This is a genomic window from Guptibacillus hwajinpoensis (assembly GCF_020171785.1).
Lineage (GTDB): Bacteria > Bacillota > Bacilli > Bacillales > Guptibacillaceae > Guptibacillus > Guptibacillus sedimenti.
In genome coordinates, this window is record NZ_JAIVAE010000005.1 from 31,315 (window position 1) to 55,842 (window position 24,528).

20 protein-coding genes and 3 pseudogenes are annotated in these 24,528 nt (G+C 36.2%); 13 read left to right on the forward strand and 10 right to left on the reverse strand.

Annotated features, from left to right (window positions below):
- Nucleotides 1–492 precede the first annotated feature (492 nt).
- From LCL91_RS08885 to LCL91_RS08895, 3 genes are read left to right on the forward strand one after another with little or no spacing between them, the layout of a single operon-like run.
- Complete coding sequence (locus tag LCL91_RS08885; RefSeq protein WP_224881785.1) at nt 493–1,161, forward strand: hypothetical protein; 669 nt, start codon at nt 493–495, stop codon at nt 1,159–1,161.
- Entirely contained in the window at nt 1,161–2,270 is a 1,110-nt protein-coding gene (locus LCL91_RS08890) for a hypothetical protein (RefSeq protein WP_224881786.1), read from the forward strand. The genes LCL91_RS08885 and LCL91_RS08890 overlap by 1 nt, the downstream gene beginning before the upstream one ends.
- Nucleotides 2,271–2,287: 17 nt before the next feature.
- A complete protein-coding gene (locus LCL91_RS08895; RefSeq protein WP_224881787.1) occupies nt 2,288–3,637 on the forward strand; it encodes a bifunctional folylpolyglutamate synthase/dihydrofolate synthase in 1,350 nt (449 codons plus the stop codon).
- A gap of 12 nt (nt 3,638–3,649) precedes the next feature.
- Here LCL91_RS08895 and LCL91_RS08900 read toward each other — a convergent pair whose 3' ends face one another.
- The 4 genes from LCL91_RS08900 to LCL91_RS22245 form a co-directional block, all read right to left on the reverse strand.
- On the reverse strand, nt 3,650–4,456 hold the full coding sequence (locus LCL91_RS08900; RefSeq protein WP_224881788.1) for an ATP-grasp domain-containing protein: 807 nt from the start codon (nt 4,454–4,456) through the stop codon (nt 3,650–3,652).
- 255 nt (nt 4,457–4,711) lie between these two features.
- Entirely contained in the window at nt 4,712–4,996 is a 285-nt protein-coding gene (locus LCL91_RS22235; protein ID WP_369522941.1) for a substrate-binding domain-containing protein, read from the reverse strand.
- Entirely contained in the window at nt 4,975–5,553 is a 579-nt protein-coding gene (locus LCL91_RS22240) for a substrate-binding domain-containing protein (RefSeq protein WP_369522944.1), read from the reverse strand. Before LCL91_RS22240 ends, LCL91_RS22235 begins: the two co-directional genes overlap by 22 nt.
- Nucleotides 5,501–5,734 carry a LacI family DNA-binding transcriptional regulator gene (locus LCL91_RS22245; RefSeq protein WP_369522942.1) on the reverse strand — a complete coding sequence of 78 codons (234 nt, stop codon included), beginning with the start codon at nt 5,732–5,734 and terminating at the stop codon, nt 5,501–5,503. Before LCL91_RS22245 ends, LCL91_RS22240 begins: the two co-directional genes overlap by 53 nt.
- A 187-nt stretch (nt 5,735–5,921) precedes the next feature.
- Between LCL91_RS22245 and LCL91_RS08910 the strand changes: the two genes are divergently transcribed.
- The 3 genes and pseudogenes from LCL91_RS08910 (at nt 5,922) to LCL91_RS22325 (ending at nt 7,743) form a co-directional block, all read left to right on the forward strand.
- Nucleotides 5,922–6,788, forward strand: coding sequence for a phytanoyl-CoA dioxygenase family protein (locus LCL91_RS08910; protein ID WP_224881789.1), 867 nt, complete (start codon nt 5,922–5,924; stop codon nt 6,786–6,788).
- A gap of 229 nt (nt 6,789–7,017) precedes the next feature.
- Nucleotides 7,018–7,428, forward strand: a pseudogene (locus tag LCL91_RS08915) (ATP-binding protein); the annotation flags it as partial.
- A gap of 225 nt (nt 7,429–7,653) precedes the next feature.
- Nucleotides 7,654–7,743: a DUF7713 domain-containing protein gene (locus LCL91_RS22325; RefSeq protein WP_425589670.1), complete on the forward strand. Its 90-nt coding sequence runs from the start codon at nt 7,654–7,656 to the stop codon at nt 7,741–7,743.
- 69 nt (nt 7,744–7,812) lie between these two features.
- On the opposite strand, the gene LCL91_RS08920 is transcribed toward LCL91_RS22325, so the two are convergent.
- Entirely contained in the window at nt 7,813–8,496 is a 684-nt protein-coding gene (locus LCL91_RS08920) for a hypothetical protein (RefSeq protein WP_224881790.1), read from the reverse strand.
- A 175-nt stretch (nt 8,497–8,671) separates the two neighbouring features.
- On the reverse strand, nt 8,672–10,039 hold the full coding sequence (locus tag LCL91_RS08925) for an FAD-binding oxidoreductase (RefSeq protein WP_224881791.1): 1,368 nt from the start codon (nt 10,037–10,039) through the stop codon (nt 8,672–8,674).
- Nucleotides 10,040–10,353: 314 nt separating this feature from the next.
- Here LCL91_RS08925 and LCL91_RS08930 point away from each other — a divergent pair, with 314 nt between their 5' ends.
- A complete protein-coding gene (locus tag LCL91_RS08930; protein WP_224881793.1) occupies nt 10,354–10,782 on the forward strand; it encodes a ParB N-terminal domain-containing protein in 429 nt (142 codons plus the stop codon).
- A 458-nt stretch (nt 10,783–11,240) separates the two neighbouring features.
- Entirely contained in the window at nt 11,241–14,216 is a 2,976-nt protein-coding gene (locus tag LCL91_RS08935; RefSeq protein WP_224881794.1) for a CDP-glycerol glycerophosphotransferase family protein, read from the forward strand.
- Nucleotides 14,217–14,461: 245 nt separating this feature from the next.
- Here the strand turns inward: LCL91_RS08935 and LCL91_RS08940 are convergent, their stop codons facing one another.
- On the reverse strand, nt 14,462–14,707 hold the full coding sequence (locus tag LCL91_RS08940) for a hypothetical protein (RefSeq protein ID WP_224881795.1): 246 nt from the start codon (nt 14,705–14,707) through the stop codon (nt 14,462–14,464).
- A 741-nt stretch (nt 14,708–15,448) separates the two neighbouring features.
- Here LCL91_RS08940 and LCL91_RS22250 point away from each other — a divergent pair.
- Together LCL91_RS22250 and LCL91_RS08950 are read left to right on the forward strand one after the other, a co-directional pair.
- Nucleotides 15,449–15,961 (forward strand): TM2 domain-containing protein, encoded by a 513-nt coding sequence (locus tag LCL91_RS22250; RefSeq protein WP_224881796.1) that lies wholly within the window; start codon nt 15,449–15,451, stop codon nt 15,959–15,961.
- Nucleotides 15,962–16,268: 307 nt separating this feature from the next.
- Nucleotides 16,269–16,982, forward strand: a complete 714-nt coding sequence (locus tag LCL91_RS08950) for an Ltp family lipoprotein (protein WP_224881797.1) — start codon at nt 16,269–16,271, stop codon at nt 16,980–16,982.
- A gap of 244 nt (nt 16,983–17,226) precedes the next feature.
- Here LCL91_RS08950 and LCL91_RS08955 read toward each other — a convergent pair whose 3' ends face one another.
- Nucleotides 17,227–17,499, reverse strand: a complete 273-nt coding sequence (locus LCL91_RS08955) for a hypothetical protein (RefSeq protein WP_224881798.1) — start codon at nt 17,497–17,499, stop codon at nt 17,227–17,229.
- Nucleotides 17,500–17,837: 338 nt separating this feature from the next.
- Here LCL91_RS08955 and LCL91_RS08960 point away from each other — a divergent pair.
- Both LCL91_RS08960 and LCL91_RS22330 read left to right on the forward strand, forming a co-directional pair.
- A pseudogene (locus LCL91_RS08960) lies at nt 17,838–18,119 on the forward strand (transposase); the annotation flags it as partial.
- Nucleotides 18,120–18,184: 65 nt separating this feature from the next.
- Nucleotides 18,185–19,470: pseudogene (locus LCL91_RS22330) on the forward strand (IS3 family transposase); the annotation flags it as partial.
- Nucleotides 19,471–19,960: 490 nt separating this feature from the next.
- Here LCL91_RS22330 and LCL91_RS08975 read toward each other — a convergent pair.
- Both LCL91_RS08975 and LCL91_RS08980 read right to left on the reverse strand, forming a co-directional pair.
- Nucleotides 19,961–21,268, reverse strand: coding sequence for an Nramp family divalent metal transporter (locus tag LCL91_RS08975; protein ID WP_224881800.1), 1,308 nt, complete (start codon nt 21,266–21,268; stop codon nt 19,961–19,963).
- A gap of 28 nt (nt 21,269–21,296) precedes the next feature.
- Nucleotides 21,297–22,091: an HpcH/HpaI aldolase family protein gene (locus LCL91_RS08980; RefSeq protein WP_224881801.1), complete on the reverse strand. Its 795-nt coding sequence runs from the start codon at nt 22,089–22,091 to the stop codon at nt 21,297–21,299.
- A gap of 373 nt (nt 22,092–22,464) precedes the next feature.
- On the opposite strand from LCL91_RS08980, the gene LCL91_RS08985 reads away from it, so the two are divergent.
- Nucleotides 22,465–24,348 carry a sigma 54-interacting transcriptional regulator gene (locus LCL91_RS08985; RefSeq protein ID WP_224881803.1) on the forward strand — a complete coding sequence of 628 codons (1,884 nt, stop codon included), beginning with the start codon at nt 22,465–22,467 and terminating at the stop codon, nt 24,346–24,348.
- The last annotated feature ends 180 nt before the right edge of the window (nt 24,349–24,528 follow it).

A 24,528-nucleotide genomic window follows, 5' to 3' on the forward strand; every position in this document is an offset into this window, starting at 1 on the left:
TATTAATGTAGATGGAGTGAAGGTTAGTAAAATAGAATGGTATATAAACTTTATAGTAGAAAATAAAAATAAGAGAGCCATGGTGACAGGTACCTCGTCCCAATCAAAAGGATATGCTATGAGTTTAGCCACACCTCTACCAGCTTTTTGATTCGATAAGGACAAGAAAGTAATCCACTTTTGCTGTAATTGAACCACTATCTAAAGGATAGTGGCTTAATTACTAGCATTAGGAAAGAGCGACTTGTGCGGACGTTTAAGCACCAAGTGCTGATGATATAGCCACTTAATGCATCTCGAAGAGCCAATATCTCCATTGTGTATTATATTAGCCATTGAAATTAGATACATCGATTGCTGTGAGTTATTTAAAACTCCTTCCTTCTAACTGGCATCTATGGAAAGTTTAATGTTATCGTTCACTTTAGTTGGGTATACCTTTGTGATAATATATTTTATTATAAAGAAATATATTCCCAAAGGGGATTAGTTATGAATAGGGAACAACAAAAGGAAATTTTAGAATTAACTAAAATATTCGAAAAGCAATTTTCTATAAACAGGTATAATGGTATGCAGATTTCAAAAGCTCCTTTTGAAGTATTGCATGGATCTATTCCGATATTAGTATCAGCTCCTCATGCTGTAAATCATACTAGAGAAGATAAAATAAAGATTGCCGATATGTATACCGGTGCTCTAGCAAAAGTACTACACTTAATGACTAATTGTTTTTGTATTTATTCAACTAGGATTTCGAATGAAGATCCAAACTATATAAAAGGTGGTAATTATAAGAGAGCTATTAAAGAGATAGCGGAAAAAAATAAAATAATGTTTGTTATTGATCTCCATGGGTCATCCGAGAAAAGAAACTTTAACATAGATGTTGGGACGATGTATGGGGAATCACTCAGAAACGATTATACAAATATCATTATGGAAGCTTTTCATAGTAGGAATATAGGAGCAATTTACAAAAACCACACTTTTTCGGCTTCTTTTCCAGGAACTGTTACACATTACGCATCAAAAATATTATCACTTCAAAGTGTCCAAATAGAAATAAATCGGTATTTTCGTGATCCATCTAATAATGAGAGCTTTATTAATTTATTTTTGTCATTATATGAAGTGATAAAAGCGTTGGAGAGTGAGTAATGGAAAATAATTCTTTTTTTGTTTTGGAAGATTCTATTTATACTCCAAGATCAGAGGTATGTCTCAACCCCAATGATATTTCATCACAAGGATTAGTTACCTTTATATATGTGAATGTTATTGCAAATAATGGTAAGGAAGTAAAATGTCTACTAACATCAAGTGGAGAAATTCCACAAGGAAATGCAAAAATTTCAAAAAGGAGTAAAGAATTATTAGGGGGAACTATTACCAATATAAACATTATTAAACCACAATTCGAAAGTTTTAATAGAGGAATACCTAAGGTTGAAAATATAAGCAATTCTTTTGTATATGCTTGTACTGACTTAGTAGATAAATATTCTAATGATGTGGAGATAATCAACCCTAAAAATGGGTTTAGAATTAATATAAAAATCAAAAGTTACCCAAACGCTAAGCCAAAAACAATTTATATTAATAGATATACCTTATTATTACTCGGAGTTCCCCCAGGAGAAAAAAATCATAAGCTCATTATTACTTCAAATAAAACAGAAAATAGAACTAATATTCTTGCGAAAGTATTCGTGTGTTTTACTTTCATTAAAAAAATACCAAGAATAATATTACATAATATTGGGTTTTTTTTAGTGGGGTATAGAGAGCTAAGCATAAGGATAAGCTACTTGTATCCATTTGATGAAACGCATAACTTAGCAAGATTACATCCTAATACAAGAAAAGTGATGGGGATTGAGGAAACAGATAAGTTAGTTGTTTCCTATAAAGATAAAAAAGTAGTTCTTCCAGTATTAGATATTGACACGAGACATGTGAAACAAATATTTAAAATTGAAGATGAGTTTATTGACAGTCATTTGTATATTGGTATTCCTGCTGCGTATAGGAAGGAATTAGATATACCAAATATAGGGACTGTGGTCAAAGTAAGAAGGAGTATGAAATTTCTATTATTTAAACATGTAAACAAATTGGTTCTTCCCGTTCTCGCTTTATTATTCACTATTTTGCAATTGTTCGTTAGTTTTGACATGTCTTTCTATATGTTAGTCTCTATCATCACAGTGTTTGTTCCGATTATCATTTACTCTGCAGTTTCTGAGGAAAGGGCTAAAATAAAGTAATTAAAGGTGGGATTATGGTGGAGATTAGAACACAAAAAGAAGCGGAAGACTTAATATATCAATCTTATTTACGTGCAATTAATAACATATCAGAATCATTAGATGAAAAAGTGAAGAAACCTGAATTAACGAGAAAGTTACTAGACTTAATTGGTTCTCCTGATAGAGGTCAGAAATACATTTTAGTTACAGGTAGTAAAGGGAAAGGTTCTACTTCACGATTTATTTCTTCACTATTAGCTCATTTGGGTTACAAAGTGGGGCTTTTTACTTCACCGCACCTTGTCAATTTTAATGAGAGGATACGAATAAATGGAAAAGCTATTTCAGAGAAGGATTTTGTTAGAATAAGTAATTTAATAGAACCGCAAGTTTCTAAAATAGAAAAAGACTTGAATTCAGATCAATATCAAGGGCCAGTTGGTATTGCTTTATCAACTGCAGTAACTTATTTTAAAGAAAATAAAACGGATATAAATGTTATTGAAATTGGCCGTGGCGGATTATATGATGATACAAATGTTCTCGAAAACGATTGGGCTGTAATTACCCCTATAATGAAAGAGCATACTAACAGCTTAGGATCTTCTATTAATGAAATAGTTATACATAAACTGGGGATAATTAAGAAGAATACCAAATCTGTATATATAAGTAGGCAAGAAAATGAAGTAATGGCTCAAATTCAAAACAGTCATCTCTTAAAAAATACTAAAAACAGATACTATAAAGAAGATTTCTTGGCAAATAATATTGAAATGACAGAAAAAGGAACAAGTTTTGAAGTAAATACAAAGAGGGATAAATACTCTAATTTAAGTATTCCTTTACTTGGTGAATTCCAAGCAATAAATGCCGCAGTAGCCATACAGTTTTGTGAAGATTTCGTAGGTGGGAAAATTGATCAATCTATAGTTAACAAATGCTTTAGTAGTATCCAATGGCCAGGAAGAAGTGAAATTGTTAGTCATAATCCAACTGTAATTGTAGATGGTGCTATTAACGAATTTTCAGCAAATTATTTGAAGAATGTTATAAAGGTTATAGGAAGTGATTGCCGAATAGCTTCTATAATTGGGGTTCCAAAAGATAAGGATTATAGAGGTGTTATAAATGTGCTGAATGATGTTTCTAATCAGATGATTCTGACGAAGCCCGATGTTAGCCATCTGATATTTCCTGAGGATGCCTTGAAGTACGCGAAATCATTAAATGCAAATAGTTTAGAATTTCCATATTTAAACGATTCATTAAAATATGCTAAGGACGTATTGAAAGCAGATTTAATATTAATAGTAGGTACTCAAACATTAATTGGTAATGCAAAACGCATAATGGGACATTCCCTACTAGATATTGGTAAATAAAAGCATAAGGGTTTACTCCCTTATGCTTTTAATTTGAGAAAAACGATGGAGTAATGCCTCATTATAAAGTTTTGAAACCTGACTTTTAAAATCAGGATCTTTTTTTGAGTATTGTTCAAGCATAACTTGTTCATTTATCTCTAAAACCTTAAAACCTTCCGAAGTTTCTAAAATATCAACAGTGCAAAAATCGAGTTGAAGAGTTTTTGCTGCTTTTTTAGCCAAGTTATCCAGAATAGGGATTTTCTCACTCTCCACTTTTTTTGGTAACGCTCCTTTAATTAAATTATGTTTCCAATTATATGTTCTTTCTTTGGCAAAATAAATTTTAGGTATGTTACCTAGTGTAACGATACGATATTCCAGATTAGATTCAAAATATGGGGATAATACAGCGTTAACTTCTAGAGAAAATATATGATTTAATTTCTCCTCTAATTGTGACAGGTTAGTGATTTTAAACACATTATTACCTTGCCGCCCATTATCTGGCTTTAATACTATCGTATTATTGAATTTTTCGAAAAGTTCTTTTGCAAGATTGAAAGGATTATCTTGACAAAATCTAGATTTGTTATTAATTAGGAAGAAATGTTCTATGGCAGGAATCTCTGCGTGCTTAAGAGCTTCAAAAGTTCCTGACTTACTCGATGCTAGTTTGGTTGATGTGCTGTTATTTAATCCAATATCGACATCGTACATTATAAAAGAAAGCTTTCCCTTTTTTACATGATGTAAATAATTGGGTTCAATTTCTTCGAAAGTAACTCCATCTTTCAATGCAGAGTTTTTAATCATTTCTAAATAAGGTCTAATCATTAAATTTACCTCATCTCATATTATTATTGACTACTTAAGAATCACAATACGGGTTTGTATATTGTTGTACGATTTTAAGTTGTGAAGTTAACGTAATGAATCTAAAACTATTGCATTTATTAAATTAGGAACGTTTTAATCATCACTCAAGTTGGTTATCCAATATTCAGTTTTGTTAAACTCTTTATCTGTTGGCATACACTCCCGGGTAAATTAATAGCTATCTATCAGCAAATTAAGGTGTAATTTACTGAACTAGATTATATCATGTTGCTTTGCCAAGGTACCTGTGCTCATATCCGCTAGTACAAAATAAACCGTCCCCCTCTCTATCAAATGAACCCCAATCTCCTTCTTCCTTTCTACTTGCTCATTCATCGCTTGTAAGAATAAATTTTGCCCGATGTTAATCAAATTCATTTCAATCGTTGTGATCTTCATCATCATGAAGATGGGTTGATTATCAAAACCGATCAATGCTAAGTTATTTGGTACATTTAGTCGCCTATATTCACAGCTTACAAGAATTCCGGCAGCCACTTCACTTGGTCGCTTGTCACGAGAAGAGCTGTTGGTGGGTCTTCCATCTCTATGATTTGATTCACTACATGTTCTCCGTCTTCGAAATATAAGCAGTCCTCAAAAACATGATCTTCTCGAAGATGACCGTTTGTTCTTTGGATAAAATCTTTATAAGCTCGTTCACGTTTTTGGCTATTTGCTCCAGATCTACGTCCAATGCAGTAGCCTATTTTGGCATGTTTGTTTTTATGTAAATAAGACAATGCCATCATGAAAGTTTGATAATGATCGACAAAAGTAGAGGAAATGACCTCTTCCTTCGTGTCTTCGCATAGAACAATTTGGCCGAAATCGAAATATTCTTTTATTGTCTTTAAAGGTGAGGTTCTTGAGCAAATGAGTAAGGCATCGATTTGCTTATGTTTGAGCATATTCAATGCTTCGATTTCTTTCTTTTCCTGGTAGTTTGTCTGAAATAATACCAGGTTGTAATGATGCTCGATGGTCATTTCTGAAATACCTTCAATTAGTTGGCCGAAGTAGGGATGGTTGGTAAATGGAATAACAACGCCAATTAAGAAGGTTTTTCCTGCTTAAATGAACGGCGTTAATATTTTTGCGATACTTTGTTTCATTGATGGCCTTCCAAACAGCCTCTTCTTTCTCCTTGCTAACATAAGCATAGCCATTTAGCACTCTTGATACAGTTGAACGAGAAACTTGCGCCATTTCTGCGATTTTTCGAATATTCCTCACCTGATCACCTCGCCATGATATCTCTATCGTATCACTAGTTTAATCGAATAACGCCTAAACTTTAGTATGTGGAAGTTACTTTTCATCTTAATAAATGCCCTTTTAAAAAAAGCTTGCGTTGAAACGCGTTTCATAAATTATAGTGTGTTTACAAGGTTGATAGCCTAATTTAAAGGAGGAAGACGAAATGAGTAAAAGCGTGAAAAACAAAGGAAATCATGATTCGCTACAAATTACTCAGTCCCTAAATCAACGAGAGAATAATGAGCCATTACGAGTGCTGAGCGAAAAAGATTGGGCATTCTGGAAAGAAAACGGGTACGTGGTGATTCGCAACGCTGTTCCACAAGAAAATGTGGAGCGTCTAGTCGATCTTATTTGGGAATTTGAAGAAAAGGATCCCGATGATTCCTCTACCTGGTATACACAACCTAATAGAGAAATGGAAATGAAAGAACTGACAGGTACAGGGATGGTGGAATTATACAATCATCAATATTTATGGGATAAACGTATGTATGAGAAAGTATACAATGCGTTCGTCGACATCTGGGACACAGAGAAATTATGGACGACCATTATTGATCGGTGCAATTTGAATTTCCCGATTAAACCGAAACATACGTATAACAGCTTTATTCATTGGGATGTTGACACATCACTTGATCCAATCCCTGTGAATGTACAGGGCGTCTTATCACTAGTGGATACAGAAATCGATATGGGCGGATTTCGATGTATTCCAGAGTTGTATCGCGATTTTGATGAATGGGTGAAAACACAACCTGAAGATCGAGATCCACATAAGCCGAATACGGAAGGATATACGCCGACGAAAGTGGTAACAAAAGCAGGCGATCTCTTAATTTTTAATAGCATGCAGCCCCATGGAATTCGTGCGAACACTTCTGATAAACCGCGTATCGCGCAGTACATCTCGATGTTTCCAGCGCAGGAACAGGATGAAGAGCTCAAAGAAAGCCATATCGGAGAGCCATGGAGACAGGTACTTCGTCCCACTATCTGCTGGATTGCACTTACTACTTCTATGTAAATTACGTCGTAATAAAGAAAACGTAAAAAATATGACTCAATCAAGGGAGAAATCTATGAAAATGTGTAATCGTTGTCAGAATAGAGAAGCTACAATTGTTTTAACAGATGTTAAGTAGGAACGGCTATGCAATCGTTGTTTTAACGAGATGGTTCCTGTTGAAATAGTATTTAGGTTAGAGTCTAACTCCTATTTCATTTCCTTTTCCCGGGTTACAAAGTTCATAATTAAAACCCACTTGGCCACTTTAATAAGCTTAAATGCCATACCTACATTTGGCAGTAAAGTAAGGTTTTATACCGTGGCAGTATTGGTGAACAAGCTAATAGATGCCAATCAGACTGGTACCCTGACAAAGGTCATGAAACAGATTGAAAAACTTGACTTACTGGTACTGGATGAATTAAGATACATCCCTTTGAACAAGGAAGGCGCAGAGCTATTATTCCAAGTTATTTCCATATGTTAAGAAAACAATAGCATTATTATCACTACTAATCTTCAATTTGCTCAATGGAATCACGTATTCGGAGATCCCATCCTTACTGAAGCAGTCATTGACCGACTGATTCATCATTCTCATCTGTTATTGTTTACGGGAGATAGTTTTAGGTATAAGGAGTCATTACAAAAACGCTAATTTGGAGGAGCAAGTGGCATGCATAATTAAATGCCATTTCATACATTTTTCACTTGCCAAATACAAGCTAACGTGCAATCAAACAGAGTTAGTGGAGAGATTAGTAGATAAAGTGAAACTTGGTGTTTCAACATGGTTTATAAAAGAGTAGGAGAATTTCCGAATGGCCAAAAATATCAATCTATCGTTGAAGAAGCGGTAGTTGGACGTATTGATTAGGATGAGATGAGCCCTTCTTCCCCTATGGTGGTGATCGATGTAAAACCTTATACCTGGGAACAGCTTGGTGAGATGGTGAAAAGTTTGAAAGCGTAATTAAGAACCCACTGAGTTGGCTGAGCCGCTTGGTTGGTGGGTTCTATTTGTTGGATATTTCTCTATGATTTACAATTTAATACCGTGATGATGTGGGACATTACATGCACACTCAGAATCTGTACAATACTCGAATACTTTTAGGTATGGACTTATAGAGTCTGCAATGGGGCGCACTTCATCTGTTCTTTGCTGAAACTCAGAGATTTCGTCTGGGTATCTTTTAGCCACTAAGTCACTGAAGTCGGGATCTTCAAGATCTTCTAGGTGGTAAAAAAATTCAGATGTTCCATCAAATGAAGGAGTCTCTGTTCCAATATAAATGATTTTTGCTTTAGGATGTTTTTTCTTTAGTACAAGAGCGGCATGGAAAGCTGTATCATCTTTTGGTGGCATAGCCATTATTAGTACATCAATTTTATCCTTACTTCTTATTGTGCCTACTGCGGATTCTTCAGTAACACCGGAAGCGAAAATTTTCCATTCTTCATCTAGAGCTATATCATACCCGCCCTTTTCCCAACAATGGCTGTCGGTTACATTCTTGTCATCCAGTGCAAGGTATGTCATACCCAGCAAACCGGATCCCGCACAGACTTCAACTACATGGTCTTTGTTAATCTTTTTTTTGTTTAGCCATTTATTTATTCCTTCAATAAAGTGATGATTGATTGCTATGTAAGAAGGTCTGTTATCAACCCTATACTGTTCTTCTTCGTAACTATCGTTTGATTCGTCATCATAAATCTCCAACTTATAATCCCTCCTGGAATTGCTGGGACAGTTGTCATTATTCAATAATAATTGTTCCTTTTATTTTTGTTGTGGAATTAAAGGAACCGTCCCAGCGATTAATTATCTTCAAGAAAAAATCCGTTTAGCTAAGACACATATCTATAAGACTATTGTTCGCTGCTGTTACCTTTCTCTATTTCTCCCCTGGCACAACATTAGGATTATGACAGAAAACATTTTTAGGATCATACATGTTTTTAACATTCACTAGACGCTCGTAATTCCCACGGAACGCAGCTTTCACCACTTTTTCATTTGGCGTAATGCCATTTAAGTAAGAGGCTTCGTGATGGGAGGATGGCAATAGACTTCCATAAACCGAATCTGCCCACTGTTTGCATAGATCGAGTTCCACATCCATCGCCATAATGTCGGTAAGAAGAACGAAGTTGGCATCGCGGATGGCGTATGGTGTTGCGTTTGAAGCGACACGGTTCATTTTGCCGTGAAGTGACCAGAGTTGAACCAGTATACTTGGCGCTGGTGCTTGATCAATTTTCGTTAGGAGCGTATCGATTATATCATCTGTTAGACCCTTGAAGTAGAGGGAAGTTCCGTGTACAGGAACGTGCTCAGGGACCATGACGTCGAGCTTGCTTTGAAGCTGGGTATACGGCATGATACCTGTTCCATCAACGATTGGCTCTGCTAGTTCTCTCAATGGTTTGATCACCTCTTCGCCAATCGAAGGAGTTCCAGCGAACATGCCGGTCAACATGATGACTTTTTTCATATGTAGAAATTCTGGGATGAACGGTGCAGGTGGCAAGGTTGTCATCGTTATGTTAATTGACACCTCGTCAGGGGCATCGTTCATGTAGGCTTGTGCTTTCTTGATAACGTCTTTCGCGTCTTTGTAATCATACATCACATCAAGGGCTAACACTTCAGGCCCCACTTCATGTAGCTGATAGACAAATTCAGTGACGACCCCGAAGTTACCGCCGCCTCCACGGAGTGCCCAGAAGAGATCAGGGTGACTCGCTTCGTTTACTTCGATTAGCTCACCTGATGCTGTAACGACCTTTGCTCCAACGAGGTTGTCACACGTTAGGCCATATTTCCCTCTTAAATAGCCGAGTCCACCATTTAGTGTTAAGCCAGCAATCCCAGTTTCAGATACGGTTCCAGTTGGTGTGGCGAGCCCGTATTTTTGTGTTTCGTTATCTACATCCTTTAATGTAGCTCCCCCTTGGACATAGGCCACTTTCGTTTCAGCATCTATCGTTACCTTGTTCATGGTAGATAGGTCGATCAATACAGATTGATCACCTACCGCGAGACCACCGAGGTGGTGTCCGCCAGCTTTTACTGAAACGGTTAAGTTGTTCTCATGAGCGAAAGCAACGCCGGCTTTTACATCCTCTTCGGTTTCACAACGAACAATCACGCCCGGTATACGATCAATTGCACTGTTCCATACCTTGCGTCCCTCATCAAAACTCTCGTGGTTTGGCAAGATTAATCGCTCGCCAACCTGCTTTTCTAATGTTTGAAACATAAAATCCCCCCAATTGGATAAATAAAACAGACGTTCATTATAACATACGGTGGATAATATTGGATGGGAAAATATAATAAAAAAAGAAATAAAGGGGAATTTTATTTGGAGATTAAAGAGTGAATTTGAATCGGCTGGAAAGTTCTTTAGAAAGATACTTGGAGTACCAGAGAAGGTTATACTATTAGAATCGTATATACATAATTAACAAACAGCATATTAAACAAACGTTTGATTGAATATCTGGTGGGCAATCCCTCATTTCAGGAAGTAGTGATAGAATCTAAATAATAGTGTGAGAAAGGGGAGGAAGAATGAAGGATAGAAAGATTAAGATGAACAAAAACTATGTTCCATTGGTTTGTAATGTCGGAGATGAGATCTTTCGAAATGGCTTATTTTATTTCAATATAACTCGAATGACAGAGGACATTCATGCCGGTCATCTTCATGTTGATATAGAAATGATTGATGTAAAAGAGTGGTTCAACTCTCATTTTCATAGCAGTATCAACGAAGAACATCTTCCGTTAGTCAATGTCGATAGCCCCATCATTCAGGCGGAAATTAGACCTGGAATGTATGAGATTATAGATGGAAATCATAGAATCGAGAAAGCATATCGTGAAGAGCTGCCTACAATTCAATCATATAAATTAAAAGGCGAGCAACTATTACCCTATTTTAAAGATAAGGAGCTGTATGTGGCGTTTGTGGAGTATTGGAACTCGAAATTGATTTGAGGACTTGGATAGGTTCCCCACCCCTTTAGTGTTGTAACAGAAGATATTCTGGTTTGGGGGTGCCTGTTCCCATAGCTTCAATTAAAAAACAGGTGGCATCTATTAATTAGCTCACCTCATTTTCAGTGTGTACAAATGAAGCAGTAGAACCGTCCCGGCAATTCACCGGCAATTCAAACCCTGTTGAAAAATTCCCTTATAGTGGTAATATTATCTATGTATATTTATTTTGGCTATCATTGGCTTTCAATATGGTAGTATGTAAAGAATGGATCATGAAAAAGCCTTCAGAGATGCGCTCAGAAAGTCTCTAATGAATCTAGCCCTTAAAATGAGAAGGTATTGTACAAAATTAATTCGGTCATGGTCCTCTCTTTATGGGAGTAGAGCTTGATCAATCAGAAAAAAAGCGGCTCTTACTGAAAAATGGACAATTAACAATATAAAGGAAGATATGAATGCTTGCACAAAGAGAACGAATTGAAAGAAGTCATCTTGCAGTAAAAGATGTGATATGGGATGGAGAAACATTAGGTTTTACGATTGAAAATGAGGAAATTGAATCCTTAGAATCTCTGAATCTATGTATCATAAATCGACAAAACCAGGGTTGTAAATGGTTAGAGTTTAATCAATACCATATTGGAGATCATATCAAGATCAGTATAGCTAGCGACGATTTAATGGGATTGGATACAGGGAAATGGGATTTCTTTATGGTTGAAAGAAATAACAAGAGCGTAAGTAAGATTAGAATTGGTGTCTATGAAGCACCGATTGCTTCACGAGAGCATCGGTATTTAAAACCGATCATTGAATCAGAAGACAATTCTTGGATCCCTTATTTGACCGAACGGAATGGACTTTCATTACACGTTGGGAGAACGAGTGAACTTGAAAAAGTAAGTTTTGAAATCATCAAATTTGAAAGTCTCATCAACTATTTAGAAGAAGATGATGATCGAATCGTCTTCACGATTGACCAGAATTTTCCTTCTTCACCGCTGGCAAATCTCAAAAGTGGAACGATCTCTTGTAAAATATTCTCTGTTTATAACAGCTTGGAAGGTACCATAACCTTTCAAAAAGAAGAGGTAAAAGATTTTATTGATGGACAAGGGAATCTCTCACTTCATCTGCAAAGAGGAAATATTCTAGAAGTTTATTCATTAATCAATGATTCGATCAACGAAGGGAGAACCAGCTCTTCCGTTACTAAGCGTTTAGGTACTGAAAGGTCTTCAAAGGTTATCAAGGGACAACTTCATGCTCAGAATCTGAGGGTTTCGGATGGGAACATTTTGTTTGATGTTCCGAAAAGTATCATTGAACATGCAACCGAGGTTCAATTTTATTTACAGAAACGTAAAGGGAACGAATTAGTGAATCTGTCCATTCAACGTTCTTTAAAGAGCGAATTGGAAGAGATATGTATTCCAGCAAGCCAGTTCATACAGGTCTTTATGAGCACAAGCCGTTGGGATTTGTATGTAGAAATTCATCATACGAATCTCATTGAAGTAAGGCGCGTTGGCGAATACAACAATCCTTTTCTCCATAAGCAACGATATGTTGGCCACCTGCCGATCTCAGAAGAGCTCTACGTTTCCCCTTATTTAACGAATGACCATGAATTCTCTATCTATGTCAGTACGGAGGAGCAATACCTTAAGAGTAAGCATCCCGGAAGCGTCTCTCTTCATCGTCTCAACCTTAGAAAAAACGGTGAGCTCCACCTGACAGCCTCTGTTATGATGAAGAATCGTGATGATTTTGAAGTGGATCGGCTCATTTTACGGCTTCGAAGTGATAAAAGTAAAACAGTGAGTGTCCCATGTGATAAGGTCTTTGCACCTTCAGGGCATAAGCAAAAGGTCCGCTTTCGAATCAATTTGAATGAAATTGAGTTCGAACAGTTCTATTGGGACTTTTTTATTTCTGTTAAATTGACTAGTCATGATAAAACAACTTTGATTAGGGTGGTTAGTGATAACTTCCTTATTCATAAGCAATTAAAACATCGAATGATGAAATTCACGATTAATCAGTCCAATGGGTATATGATTTATCCTTACATTACAATTAACGGTGGCGTGAGCATCACCTATCGCTATAAAGGAGAATATGAGGGCCTCAAATATAAGTTCAACGAGTATGTTGCTTATTATTTATATCTACTTTTCTACTGGAATGCGTTTTGGAAGCCAACATGGTTGATTCATGAGAAGTATTCTGAAACAGCACAGGATAATGCCTATTATTTCTTTAAACATTGTTTTGAAGAGCACAAAGATAAGAAGGTTTATTATGTGATCAAGAAAGGATCTGAAGATGAGCGGAATCTAGCTCCTTATAAGGAACGCGTCGTCTATTTTATGAGCATTAAGCACCTCTTCTTAATTCTTTCTTCAAAAGTGATCGTTTCATCTGAAGCAAAAGGACATGGTTATGCGTGGAGAGTCGCTAGAGGTCCAATTCGCGATTATTTGAATAAGAAGCGCTATGTCTTTTTACAGCATGGCGTTCTCGGCCTGAAAAAGGTAGAAAACACATTCAAAATAGGGTCAGCGAATTCAGCGGATTTATTTGTCGTATCGTCGGATTTTGAAAAACAAATCGTCATGGATCATTTTGGATATAAGGCGAAGAATATCATCGTTACTGGACTTTCACGATGGGATGTGGTGGAAGATCGATCGCATGAACCTACTGAGAGTGGCAAAAAAGAAGTATTTCTTATGCCCACCTGGCGCAATTGGCTTGATGAGGTGGAAGAAGGAGAGTTTATTCTCTCAGACTATTATAAAGCTTACAATGCGCTATTGAACTCCAATAAGCTACATGAAACGCTGAAGAAAAATAATCTACTCCTTAATTTCTACGTTCATCCCAAATTCATGCCTTATGTGTCTCATTTTACTAGTGAGGACGAACATGTGAGGGTCATTCAATTTGGCGAGGAGAAGATCAACGACCTTTTAATGCGATCAAGCATGTTGATCACGGACTACTCGAGCGTAGCGTGGGAAATGTACTACCAGAAGAAGCCCGTTCTCTTTTTCCACTTCGATCTAAGTAAGTATAGTGAATTACAGGGAAGCTACATGGACCTTAATAAGGAATTATTTGGTGATGTCGCGTATTCCTCAGATGAGCTTGTAACGAAATTCGAAGACTACGCCAGGACGAATTTTGCTGAGAAGCCGGAGATAAGCAGCAAGCGATTTGACTACTTTAACTATATCGATAATGGAAATAGCTCACGAATTTTTGCTGAAATCAAGAAAAAAGAAAAAGAAGTAACGAGAAAAAAATCATTGAAAGAGATTCTGAAAAGCAGTGACATCGTAACCACGATGTGGAGAAGGTATAAGAAGTACCCCATTATTAGACAGTTTGGTGTTAAGTTTCTCGCAACCTTAAAATCACATTAGGAATCGGAATCGTGGGGACGGTTCTCATGATGCAATCTATATTTAGAAAGAACAATAATTATTCAATAGTTATTGTTCTTTTTATTTTATGGTATTGAATCAGTAGACCCGTCCCAGTGATGCCGAGCTAACCACTTTGCTAAGTAGCTCAACTGTTTTTATGCAAGAAAAGTGAATCAGTAGAACTGCTGTAAATATCAACTAGAATTCAACGGTATCCTATCATTAAGAATCAACATGTAGAATCACTGGTCACGGACTGTACCATTTGATTCTTCAATCGTTTTACGGATTCTTTTAATGTTCTCTATTAATATAGCGAAACCCATTATTAGAGCAGAAAGAAAAATCCCTCCAACTATTGATGCGATACCGAGTAGCCAACCGTGAGGATCCAATGTAATGATTAACGTAATTGCTAGAATAAACCCTCCGAAAAACGATATCCAACCAAACGTACGTAGCGCTCCTACATTTGTATTTGATTCCATTAACAAACCCCCTATATGAATTTTTGTTCCTAATACGAATTTTATTTTGAGCACTAAGTTAATAGAACCCTGGCAGAGTGATTTTTTATGAATAGCGGTGACAATTCTCACTGATTTGTTCGCCATGAGGTAAGACAAGAGATGCGAACTGCCAAATTACGTCGATGTCCATTTCTTTAACTTTTACATATCCATAATTAGTGTGGCCTCCGCTTAATAAACGCATTTAGGGAGAAGTGGATGGTGAAAATAATTCCATTCCCAAAACCTAAAATCTATTTATCTGAAGAAGAAATGAAGGAATATTATCTTATTAAGAAAGAAATTGAAGAATCCAAAGGACAGTGACTGTGGGATTTATATCATTATTGTAAAAGAGATTGCACCAAGCGGAAAAGCATTCCAAGAGGCTCCGCGTAAATGAGAGTAGAAGAAATATGGGAAAGCTGAATTGAGTGAATTAGGGGAGAAGTTGTTATAGAAGTGGTGGATCACCGTTCTTTCTATGCGGTGATCTATTTTGAGGATAGGTCGCTAAACTATCAGTTGCTATGTTAAAGAAATCCAATTAATAGCATGAAATGTGTAGCTATATTTATAGATTATGATTTAGGGATAAAGTATTAGTATAAAAGAATTAATAAAAAGGTATATTATGTTTTTATTATCCATATTTATGATATTTTTAGTATATAATAGTAATAGATTTTGTATTTAATCGTGACTTAAGGGGGACTATTAGTGGGGTTAAGCTGCTATGTTCATGAAGATCAAACATCCATTGGGACTTGTGTAGGTTGTGGTAAATTTATTTGTCAGGAATGTAATACAGAAGTAAAACGGAAGAATTACTGTAAAGCTTGTATTGGTGAAATCATGATAGAAAATCAAAGTAAGATTGAAAAGCTTGAAGAAAGTAAAAGTAATTCAAATCCTATGGTCTTTATGAATGCAGGAGGCGGAGGAGGAGGAGCTTCGAGTTCTGCAGCTAGTTCAAGTGGGTCAATTGGGCGAGATCAACCAATCTTTTCTAAGAATCGAATTACGGCGGGTGTGTTAGCTATTTTACTTGGTTCCTTTGGTGCACATAAGTTTTATCTTGGTCGATGGGGATGGGGAATTATTTATCTATTGTTCTCATGGACCTACATTCCGACAATTGTTGGCCTTATTGAAGGAGTTATCTATCTCTTCTCGAGTAATGAGTCATTTGCATCAAAGCATGATCGCAACTTCTTTAGGCGTGCAGCTTGATGTTAACAAGTGGACAATGTCCCTAATTCTTATAACTTTAATCGTGTAATTGGACCACCGAGTAAGTTGACTCACAGGGACGGTTCTCATATTTCATTTTTTAAATAGATAAATAATATTAAGTCTATCTATATAAAGAAGGTGAACGAATTATGAATATGATTCGTTTACCCTTATGATCTTTTACTTTAATGAATCAACAGAACTGTCCCGGTAATTCTAATTCTATTTTTTGTTCCATAAAAAGGAATATTTTTAAACTGCGTTTAATGTACTATTAAAAAAAGATGAATGGAGCTGTTTAACATTGTCATTATTTAATTACAATAAACAAAAGCGTTCACGTTCCAATATCATTGGCTTAGTCATGGTACTACTATTTAGCGTGAATATTTTGGTTGCTTGTGGATCGGAAACGACCTCAACAGAACCAGCGAAAGAAGTAGATGCTGAAGAGAAGAAAGTTACTGATGAGGAAGAAAAGGCTAAACAAGAAGCAAAGGCTAAAAAAGAAGAGGAAGCAAAGAAACTAGAGGAAGAAGAAGCCAAGAAAGCAGAGGAAGAAAAGAAAGCTGCAGATGAGAAGAAGAAAGCTGAAGAAGAAGCCGAAGCTGCTAAAGCTGCTGAAGAACAAGCCAAGAAAGATGCTGAAGCTAAGGCTAAGAAAGAAGAAGAGAAAGCGAAAAAGAAAGCCGAAGAAGATGCTAAGAAAGCAGCTGAAACCCCTAGCATGACACTCTCACAGGAAAACGCAATCTCTCAAGCAAAGAGCTACCTGGATTATACTGCATTCAGTAAAACTGGACTTATTGAGCAGCTAGAGTTTGAAGGCTATAGTAATGCCGATGCGACATTCGCCGTAAATAACATCACGGTCGATTGGAACGCACAAGCCGTTCAAAAAGCGAAAGACTATCTGGATTACAGTTCGTTTTCCCAGAGCGGATTGATTGATCAATTAATTTTTGAGGGCTTCACCCAGGAACAAGCTACTTATGCAGTAAACCAAATCGGACTCTAAAAGAATTTCAGAGAGCCATGGTGACAGGTACCTCGTCCCACTCAAGAGAGAATCTGGGAAACAAACCGACATCTGTTATCTTTTTGCTCCACTTTTGCCACTAGTGAGCCACTATCATAACGATAGTGGCTATTTGCAGTCCTAACTTATTATTGAGACTAGGTACCTGCCCCTCAGTCGCTAGCAGGTGAGGTGAATCACCAGACTCGTTCTGCTGATTACGAGAGGGTTAATGATCACAAGGTTATTCTTCTAAGCTGTCTCCTAATATTTCTTCAAGTTCTGCTTCAATTTCTTCCTGGGTCATATCTTTAACAGGTTTATATTCTCCATCGGAATTATAGTCCTCAAGATTAGGAGAAGGTGTTGAAGTAGTGCCTGAATTGTTTGATTCATAGCTTGATCCAGATGAATCATTTTCCTCATAATTTATATCTGCTTCCGAATTACAACCAATCAAAACTGTTGTTAAAGAAATACTCAAAGCTAAGGTTGAAAAAAATGGACTTTTCATCATTTGTTCGCCCCCTATTTTGTATTCAAATAATTATACATTGGAATGAGTGGATGCGGAATACTGTATCATGCAAGAAATTTGACTCGAATCACGGGGATTCTCCTGATTCATTTTTTAACAAGAAAAATAATATTAAATCAATCCAAATAAAGAAGGTGAACGGTTGATGAATATGGTTCGTTCGTTCACCTTCTTTTAGATCTTTTACTTTAATGAATCGAGAGAACCGTCCGAGACCAGTGAAAAAGTCGGATTAAGACCAGACCGGTGAGTAAAATTTAAAATTCTCCATGAAAAAACCCCCTGAATGGTATAAAGGGTACGACCAAATACCGACCATTATTGATTTTTCTTTCATTAACGATCTTTTGAAAGATCGTTACTCCGAGCGTTTTGGCCGCCCTGCCAAAGAACCAGAGTTAATGTGTAAGCTTCTATTTTTATAACATTTATACAATTATTCCGATGAACATATGAAGGCAGAAGCGGAACTGAACCTCGTGTTTATGTACTTTCTCGGTCTCAATCTAGAAGATTCTCTGCCAGATAAAAGCCTCCTGTCGAAGTTCCGAACGCAGCGACTAGGAGAAAATGCGCTTGATGAAATGATGACTGAAATGTATGGGGATATAGCTTATTTCAGAAAATCGATCTTGGATGATATACTCTCCATGGAACAACTTGAGAAGAACCCAAACGTGTTACGTGTGTGTCGCAGCGTACCATCGCTTATCATCCTTCATTTAAACAGAGGGCTATCTTAGAATATCAAATCGGCAAATTTCCGAGTCAAATCTTTGGGGAACATGGATTTAATGTAAACATAATTGGGAAAGGCCAACCCAATCGTTCATTAAAAAGATGGCGTCAAACTTTTGAGAAGTATGGAAAAGAAGGATTAGAGGGGGAACGCAGAGGCAAAGGAAATCCTGGTCGTTCCCCACAATGGGAACTTTCGACCGAAGAAAAACTTAAGAAAGCCGAAGCACGGATTAACTATTTAGAGGCTGAGAATGAATTCCTAAAAAAGCTAGACGAACTCGAAAGGCGGGCGTTGAAGAAGAAAAAATAGCTCCCCAAGAGGTCTATACACTTATCGAGCGCGTTATTGAAAAGTACTCATTAAAGAACATGATTTCCTATCTGTGTGCTTTTACCGGGGTGAGCCGAAGTGATTATTATGCTTGGTTAAAATGTAGGACTAAAAGAGCATGGAAAAACACAAAAGATGAACAAGATGTCACATTGATTCGGACGATCTTTCAACACGATGATGAAAAAGTAGGCGCTCTTCAAATCAAAATGATTTTAGAGAATGATTACGAGGTCATTATGATTCATAAAAAAATCAGAAGGTTAATGGGAAAGTTTCACCTCGTGACGAAAATTAGAAGAGCGAATCCTTATAAGCGCATGATGAAAGCGACTCAGGAGCACCGGACATGTCCAAACCTACTCAACCGTCAATTCAAGCAGGAAAAGCCTAGGCTCGTCTTCTTAACGGACATTACCTATATTTATTATGGAAAGGGGCAAAAAGCTTATCTTTCTTGCGTAAAAGATAGTACAACAAATGAAATTGTCGCTCATCATGTCTCCACTTCACTCGGAATGAAAATGGTTTATCGGACTTTAGAAAAGCTCAAGCTCATTGAAGGTGGTTTCCATCCAGAAGCCCTCATTCATTCGGATCAGGGTTTTCATTACACGCATCCTTATTTTCAACAGAAAGTAAGAGAGGCTGGCCATCAACAATCTATGTCTAGAAAGGGAAACTGTTAGGATAACGCGCCAATGGAATCATTCTTTGATCATTTTAAAGATCGTGTTAATCACAAAGCATGTAGGAATTTGAAAGAATTGAAGAAGAAAGTAGATCATTATATCCAACGTTATAATCATCAAAGGTATCAATGGGGATTAAATAAAATGACCCCGGTACAATACCGAGGTCATTTACTAGCTGCATAGGTCTTTTTTATAAACTGTTCATATTATAGGTTACAGTTCAACGATTTACAAAAAAAATTCTAACTGACTATACTCAGATGCATTCACAATTACTTTTTTTCATTTGATATAGAATCTAGTTTATTCTTTAATGGATATATGTTTGCTTTTTTCAATCCTTTATGATCAATATACATACACTCATTCTCTTTATATAGTCCGTTGGTTTTTTCCTTGGAAAATTCAGTTTCTGCTATAGGAACTAATTTATCTTTTTCTTTTAAATAATGAAATGTGTTTTAATGGTTTTTTCTTTTGAAAAACTCCTTTAATTAGATAAAATTAAAAAATATTTCCTCAGATTCATTAAAACCTTCCCTAACGGAATTAATATCCTAGCAGGTATATACGGAGAGATTGTGAATGGTTTGAACTCCGATTGGATCATCGTCTAAGACAATTATTTTCCTGTCCATTAAATTCATTACCACCTTTTGTTGTTTTCTGGATTTCAAAATAATTCAATTACTATTTTATATGAGCTCCATAATGCAAGGACTGTAGTTCCAATTAATACAATATTTTCAAACCAATTATTAAGAAATTGAGTCGGTAGATATTTTTTTCTTGTAGCTAGAAACAGCAATCCAATTGCTATAGCAGGAAGGCATGCTGCTTGTAGAATTGTGGTCATTAAAGTTAATTCAATGAAGCCGGGCATTCCAGGTATAAACCAAATAAATGCTGAGAACATGAAAAATATAGCAATGTACTTGTATAAAGGATCGCTCTCAGTTGTGAAATACTTTTCTTTTCTTTCGGGATTTATAATCCATAGGTTATCCATGGCAACATTGTTATAGCCGTGGATAATGCCAAGTATTGTACTATATAATGCACCGAAAACTCCTAGGTAAAATGCAAGTCCACCAATACGTCCAAACTCTCCTTCTAATGCCCTTGCGATGTCACTTAATGATGTTACTTCAATACCTTGCGGACGAAGAATTTCGGCACCCACAACCCAAATGGATAGATTGATAATGATCATAAGAATAATGGTGAAAAGCAATTCATTTCTTTGTATTTTCTTATATGATGAATCATTCCAACCTTTTGCACGGATGGAACGTGGATATAGAAAGTTAACTATTGAACCAGCTACTGCACCAATCATTGATAATGTTATCGCTAACGAACCAAACAAACCGGTTCCCTCTGGCATTTCAAATGTAAATACGCCCTTTGCTAATTCATTTGGATCTGGAGTACTTGTAAGCGCTAGGTAGATAAATGCTATGGTCATAACAGCCAATAAAACTTTCATGACGTTCTCAAGTTGAGAATAAACGTTCGTTCTCAATAGGAAAAAACAAGAGATAATCACAATAACTGACCAAAAGAAAGGGCTTCCAAAACCGTTGAAAATATAATATAGTGCTTCACCAGAACCCTTCACCATATTTGAAATAGCCATATGCCCTAATACGATAGCCATTGTCATAAATAGGAATGGATAGATTTTACTAATTCTTGTATAGGCTTCAAATAATGATAATTTTTCGATGTTACAAAGTTCGAAACGAGTCAGAATATTGACCACGATAAATCGAATCATACAAGCAATTACTAAAACCCACATTAAAGCATATCCGTAATGTGAACCTGCAACTGAGGAATCTACTAAATCTCCAGCGCCAAGCCCTGTTAACATAAATATTACCCCAGGTCCTAGAGACTTCAAAGTTTGTTTCCACGTCAATTTTTTGAATTCAATTTTTTCTGGTTGAGGATTATGCTGTGGTTCTGCATTTATCATTGTTACCCCCCCTTAATTTTAAATATTATTAATGATTTGGATAAATTTTATTGAATTCTGATACCGTGTTTTTTGCCACTTCTCCTAAAGTCGTAGTATCAGACATCATAACCACAATACGATAACCTTTTTCATATAAATTCTTAGCTTGATGAACATTACTCGCAACTGTTGCTAGGACTTTGTCTGATTGGAATACTAACTTTTCTATTTTACTAATTGTCTCCTTAACTTCGTATGCCTGGGGATTCCCGAAGTAACCCATAGATGTTGATAAATCCATTGGCCCTATAAATATTCCGTCAATCCCTCTTACATTTAAGATTTCTGGTAAGTTATCAACTGCTTCCTTCGTTTCAATTGCAACAAACAAACTGATTTGTGCGTTTGCGTGTTCAAGATAATCTTTACCATTCATACCAAATCCTCCAGCCCTCGGACTTGGCGCAATCCCTCTAAAGCCTTCGGGGGGGTATTTACAAGCCTTTACTGCTTGTTTGGCTTGTTCAGCGGAGTTGACGTAGGGAACTAATATTCCGTGAGCTCCAGCATCGAGAACTCTTTTAATTATTACAAAGTCATTCCATGGTACTCTTACAAAAGGAGTTGCTTCATAACCTGATAGTGCATGGAGCTGATGAAGCAATGACATTATATCTCCTGGTCCATGCTCCATATCAATTACCAAAATGTCAAAACCAGATTTCGCCATAATTTCTGCCGTTATGGGACTTGAGGCTTGTAGCCACCCTGCGGACATTTTTTTATTACCTAACAGCTGATCCTTTACACGGTTTTTAAATACATTGTTTAACTTTAGCACTTGAAACCCTCCTCGATTGTTTTCATTTATTTAAGTAGCAAGAAGTATGCCAACTTTTATGATTGTAAATATTATTCAAAAAGCGCAGTTTATAAGGGATGGGGGTTTATTGAGGATAAATTTAGTACTTTATTGGTTCATAATATTGTTTTAATGAGACATATTTGTTTAAACAATTTGTGTCATAAAACAAGAAAGGAAGGGTATTTATGTTACGATTAAGAAAACTTTTAATTGGGCAATTTCATATAGTTTTTTGCGATTTTTTGTAAGCGCTATCTATTGCGTTCTTTCGTATTCTAAGGGTGAAATATAGTTACTATCCTATGCCCCATAATAAAAGCTACCATATGTACAAGAAGGGGGAATTTAAGTGATTAAAATAGCTTTAGTTGTTCCGTGCAAGGACTTTATCAAAGATGCTGCTACTATTTTTAAAGAACATGATGAAATAGATTCAGACCAACAAAAATATCTATTTGAATTTAAAGAGATTGTAATTGGTGAAGAAAATCAGCATGATAAAATCCATGCAGATATTATTATTACTCGAGGACTACTAGCTGAAATATTGGGGAGAATTTCAGGGGATATTCCAATTGTCGAAATCGCTGTCTCTTCCTCTGATATACTTCGTACCATCCGAAAGTGTAATGAGCAATTTGGTAGAAGAAAAATAGGTGTTATTGCTGCAAGTAATATGTTAACGGGTTTAAATAATATATATGATTTACTTGATACCCCAATTGAAACGTATAGATTGGGTACGAATTGGAATGGGAGTTCTTTGGTGAAAAAAGCTCAAACTAATGGTTGTGAAATTATATTAGGGGGCATGAATACGTGTAAATATGCTGAAGATCTACAAATTGATAATATGGTGATCGAATCAAGCCCTGAGGCACTATGGCAAGCTATCACACAGGCAAAAAAAATGATTATCACAGCGTTAAGAGAACAAGAAAAGGCGAAAAGACTACAGGCGATCCTTGATGGTTCTAGTGATGGGGTTATTGTGATAAATGCAAATAACGAAATCGTCATGCTGAATCCTAAAGCTGCTAGTCTAATGGGCCTCGACAAAACTCTTAATAAACAAAAAATTGATAACTCATCTATTTTACCAGAGTTTAAAATATTAATGAAGGATGCAAATGAATATACGAATGAGGTTTTTCAATACAACAAAATATTGTTAAATATCAATAAGCGTTTTATTAAAGTTAGAGATGTCGTATCTGATATTGTATTTACAATTCAAGCAGTTCAAGATCTTCAACAACTAGAGGGAAGCATTAGAAAACGAATATATAGTAAAGGTCATACAGCGAGTTTCACTTTTGCGAATATTATCGGGAAAACAGAAAGAATGAAACAAACAATAAAAATTGCACAAAGATATAGTCGTACAAATTCGAATATCCTTTTAATAGGAGAAAGTGGTACGGGAAAAGAAGTATTTGCTCAAAGTATACATCGTGAAAGTGACAGGTTTTCCAATTCGTTTGTCGCCATTAACTGTGCGGCTATACCTGAACAACTGCTAGAAAGTGAACTGTTCGGTTACGTGTCTGGAAGTTTTACCGGCGCTAATAAGAATGGAAAAACTGGACTTTTTGAGATTGCTCATCGCGGAACTATTTTTTTGGATGAAATCGCCGAAATACCCTTAACACTTCAGGCAAAACTTCTACGTGTTCTACAAGAGCGAGAATTAATGCGAGTAGGGAGTGATGAGGTTATTAAAGTAGACATTCGTATTGTCGCTGCTACGAACAAAGATTTAAGAACTTTAGTGAAAGAGAACCGGTTTAGAGAAGACTTGTTTTATAGATTGGATGTGTTGAGGATTGAATTGCCGACTTTAGAAGAACATAGAGGTGATATCCCTTACTTAGTAGAAGATTTTTTCCATAGAAATTACCCTGAGATTCAAATCACAGAAGAGTCGAAACAATTTTTAATGAATCATTCGTGGCCTGGAAATGTGCGACACCTCTATAATATATGTGAGAGATTAGCAGTATTATATACTCCAAATATTACTCTTCCAGATGTGAAAGCAGTTCTTCACAACACTTTAGAAGAAGAATTTGAGGCCCATTCAACCAATGAAAAAGAACTGATTCTACAAACCTTAATTAAAAAACAATATAACCGCGGCAAAACTGCTAAGAGTCTAGGTATGAGTCGATCAACACTTTGGAGAAAAATAAAAGAATATCAAATTACCGTAGATCCAGATTTGTCTCAATGACTTACATAGAGAACTGATTCGTGTTAGTGGAGTAAGTATGGATAAAAGAAGTTTATTAGTAGAATACATTTATACGTATTAAAAAAAACCAGGGTCTAATCGTTCTATTGGTTAGTTCACCTGGTTTTTTTAAAAGTTTTATATAATCAAGTGAATCAGTGGTCCCGAACCGTCCCTCTG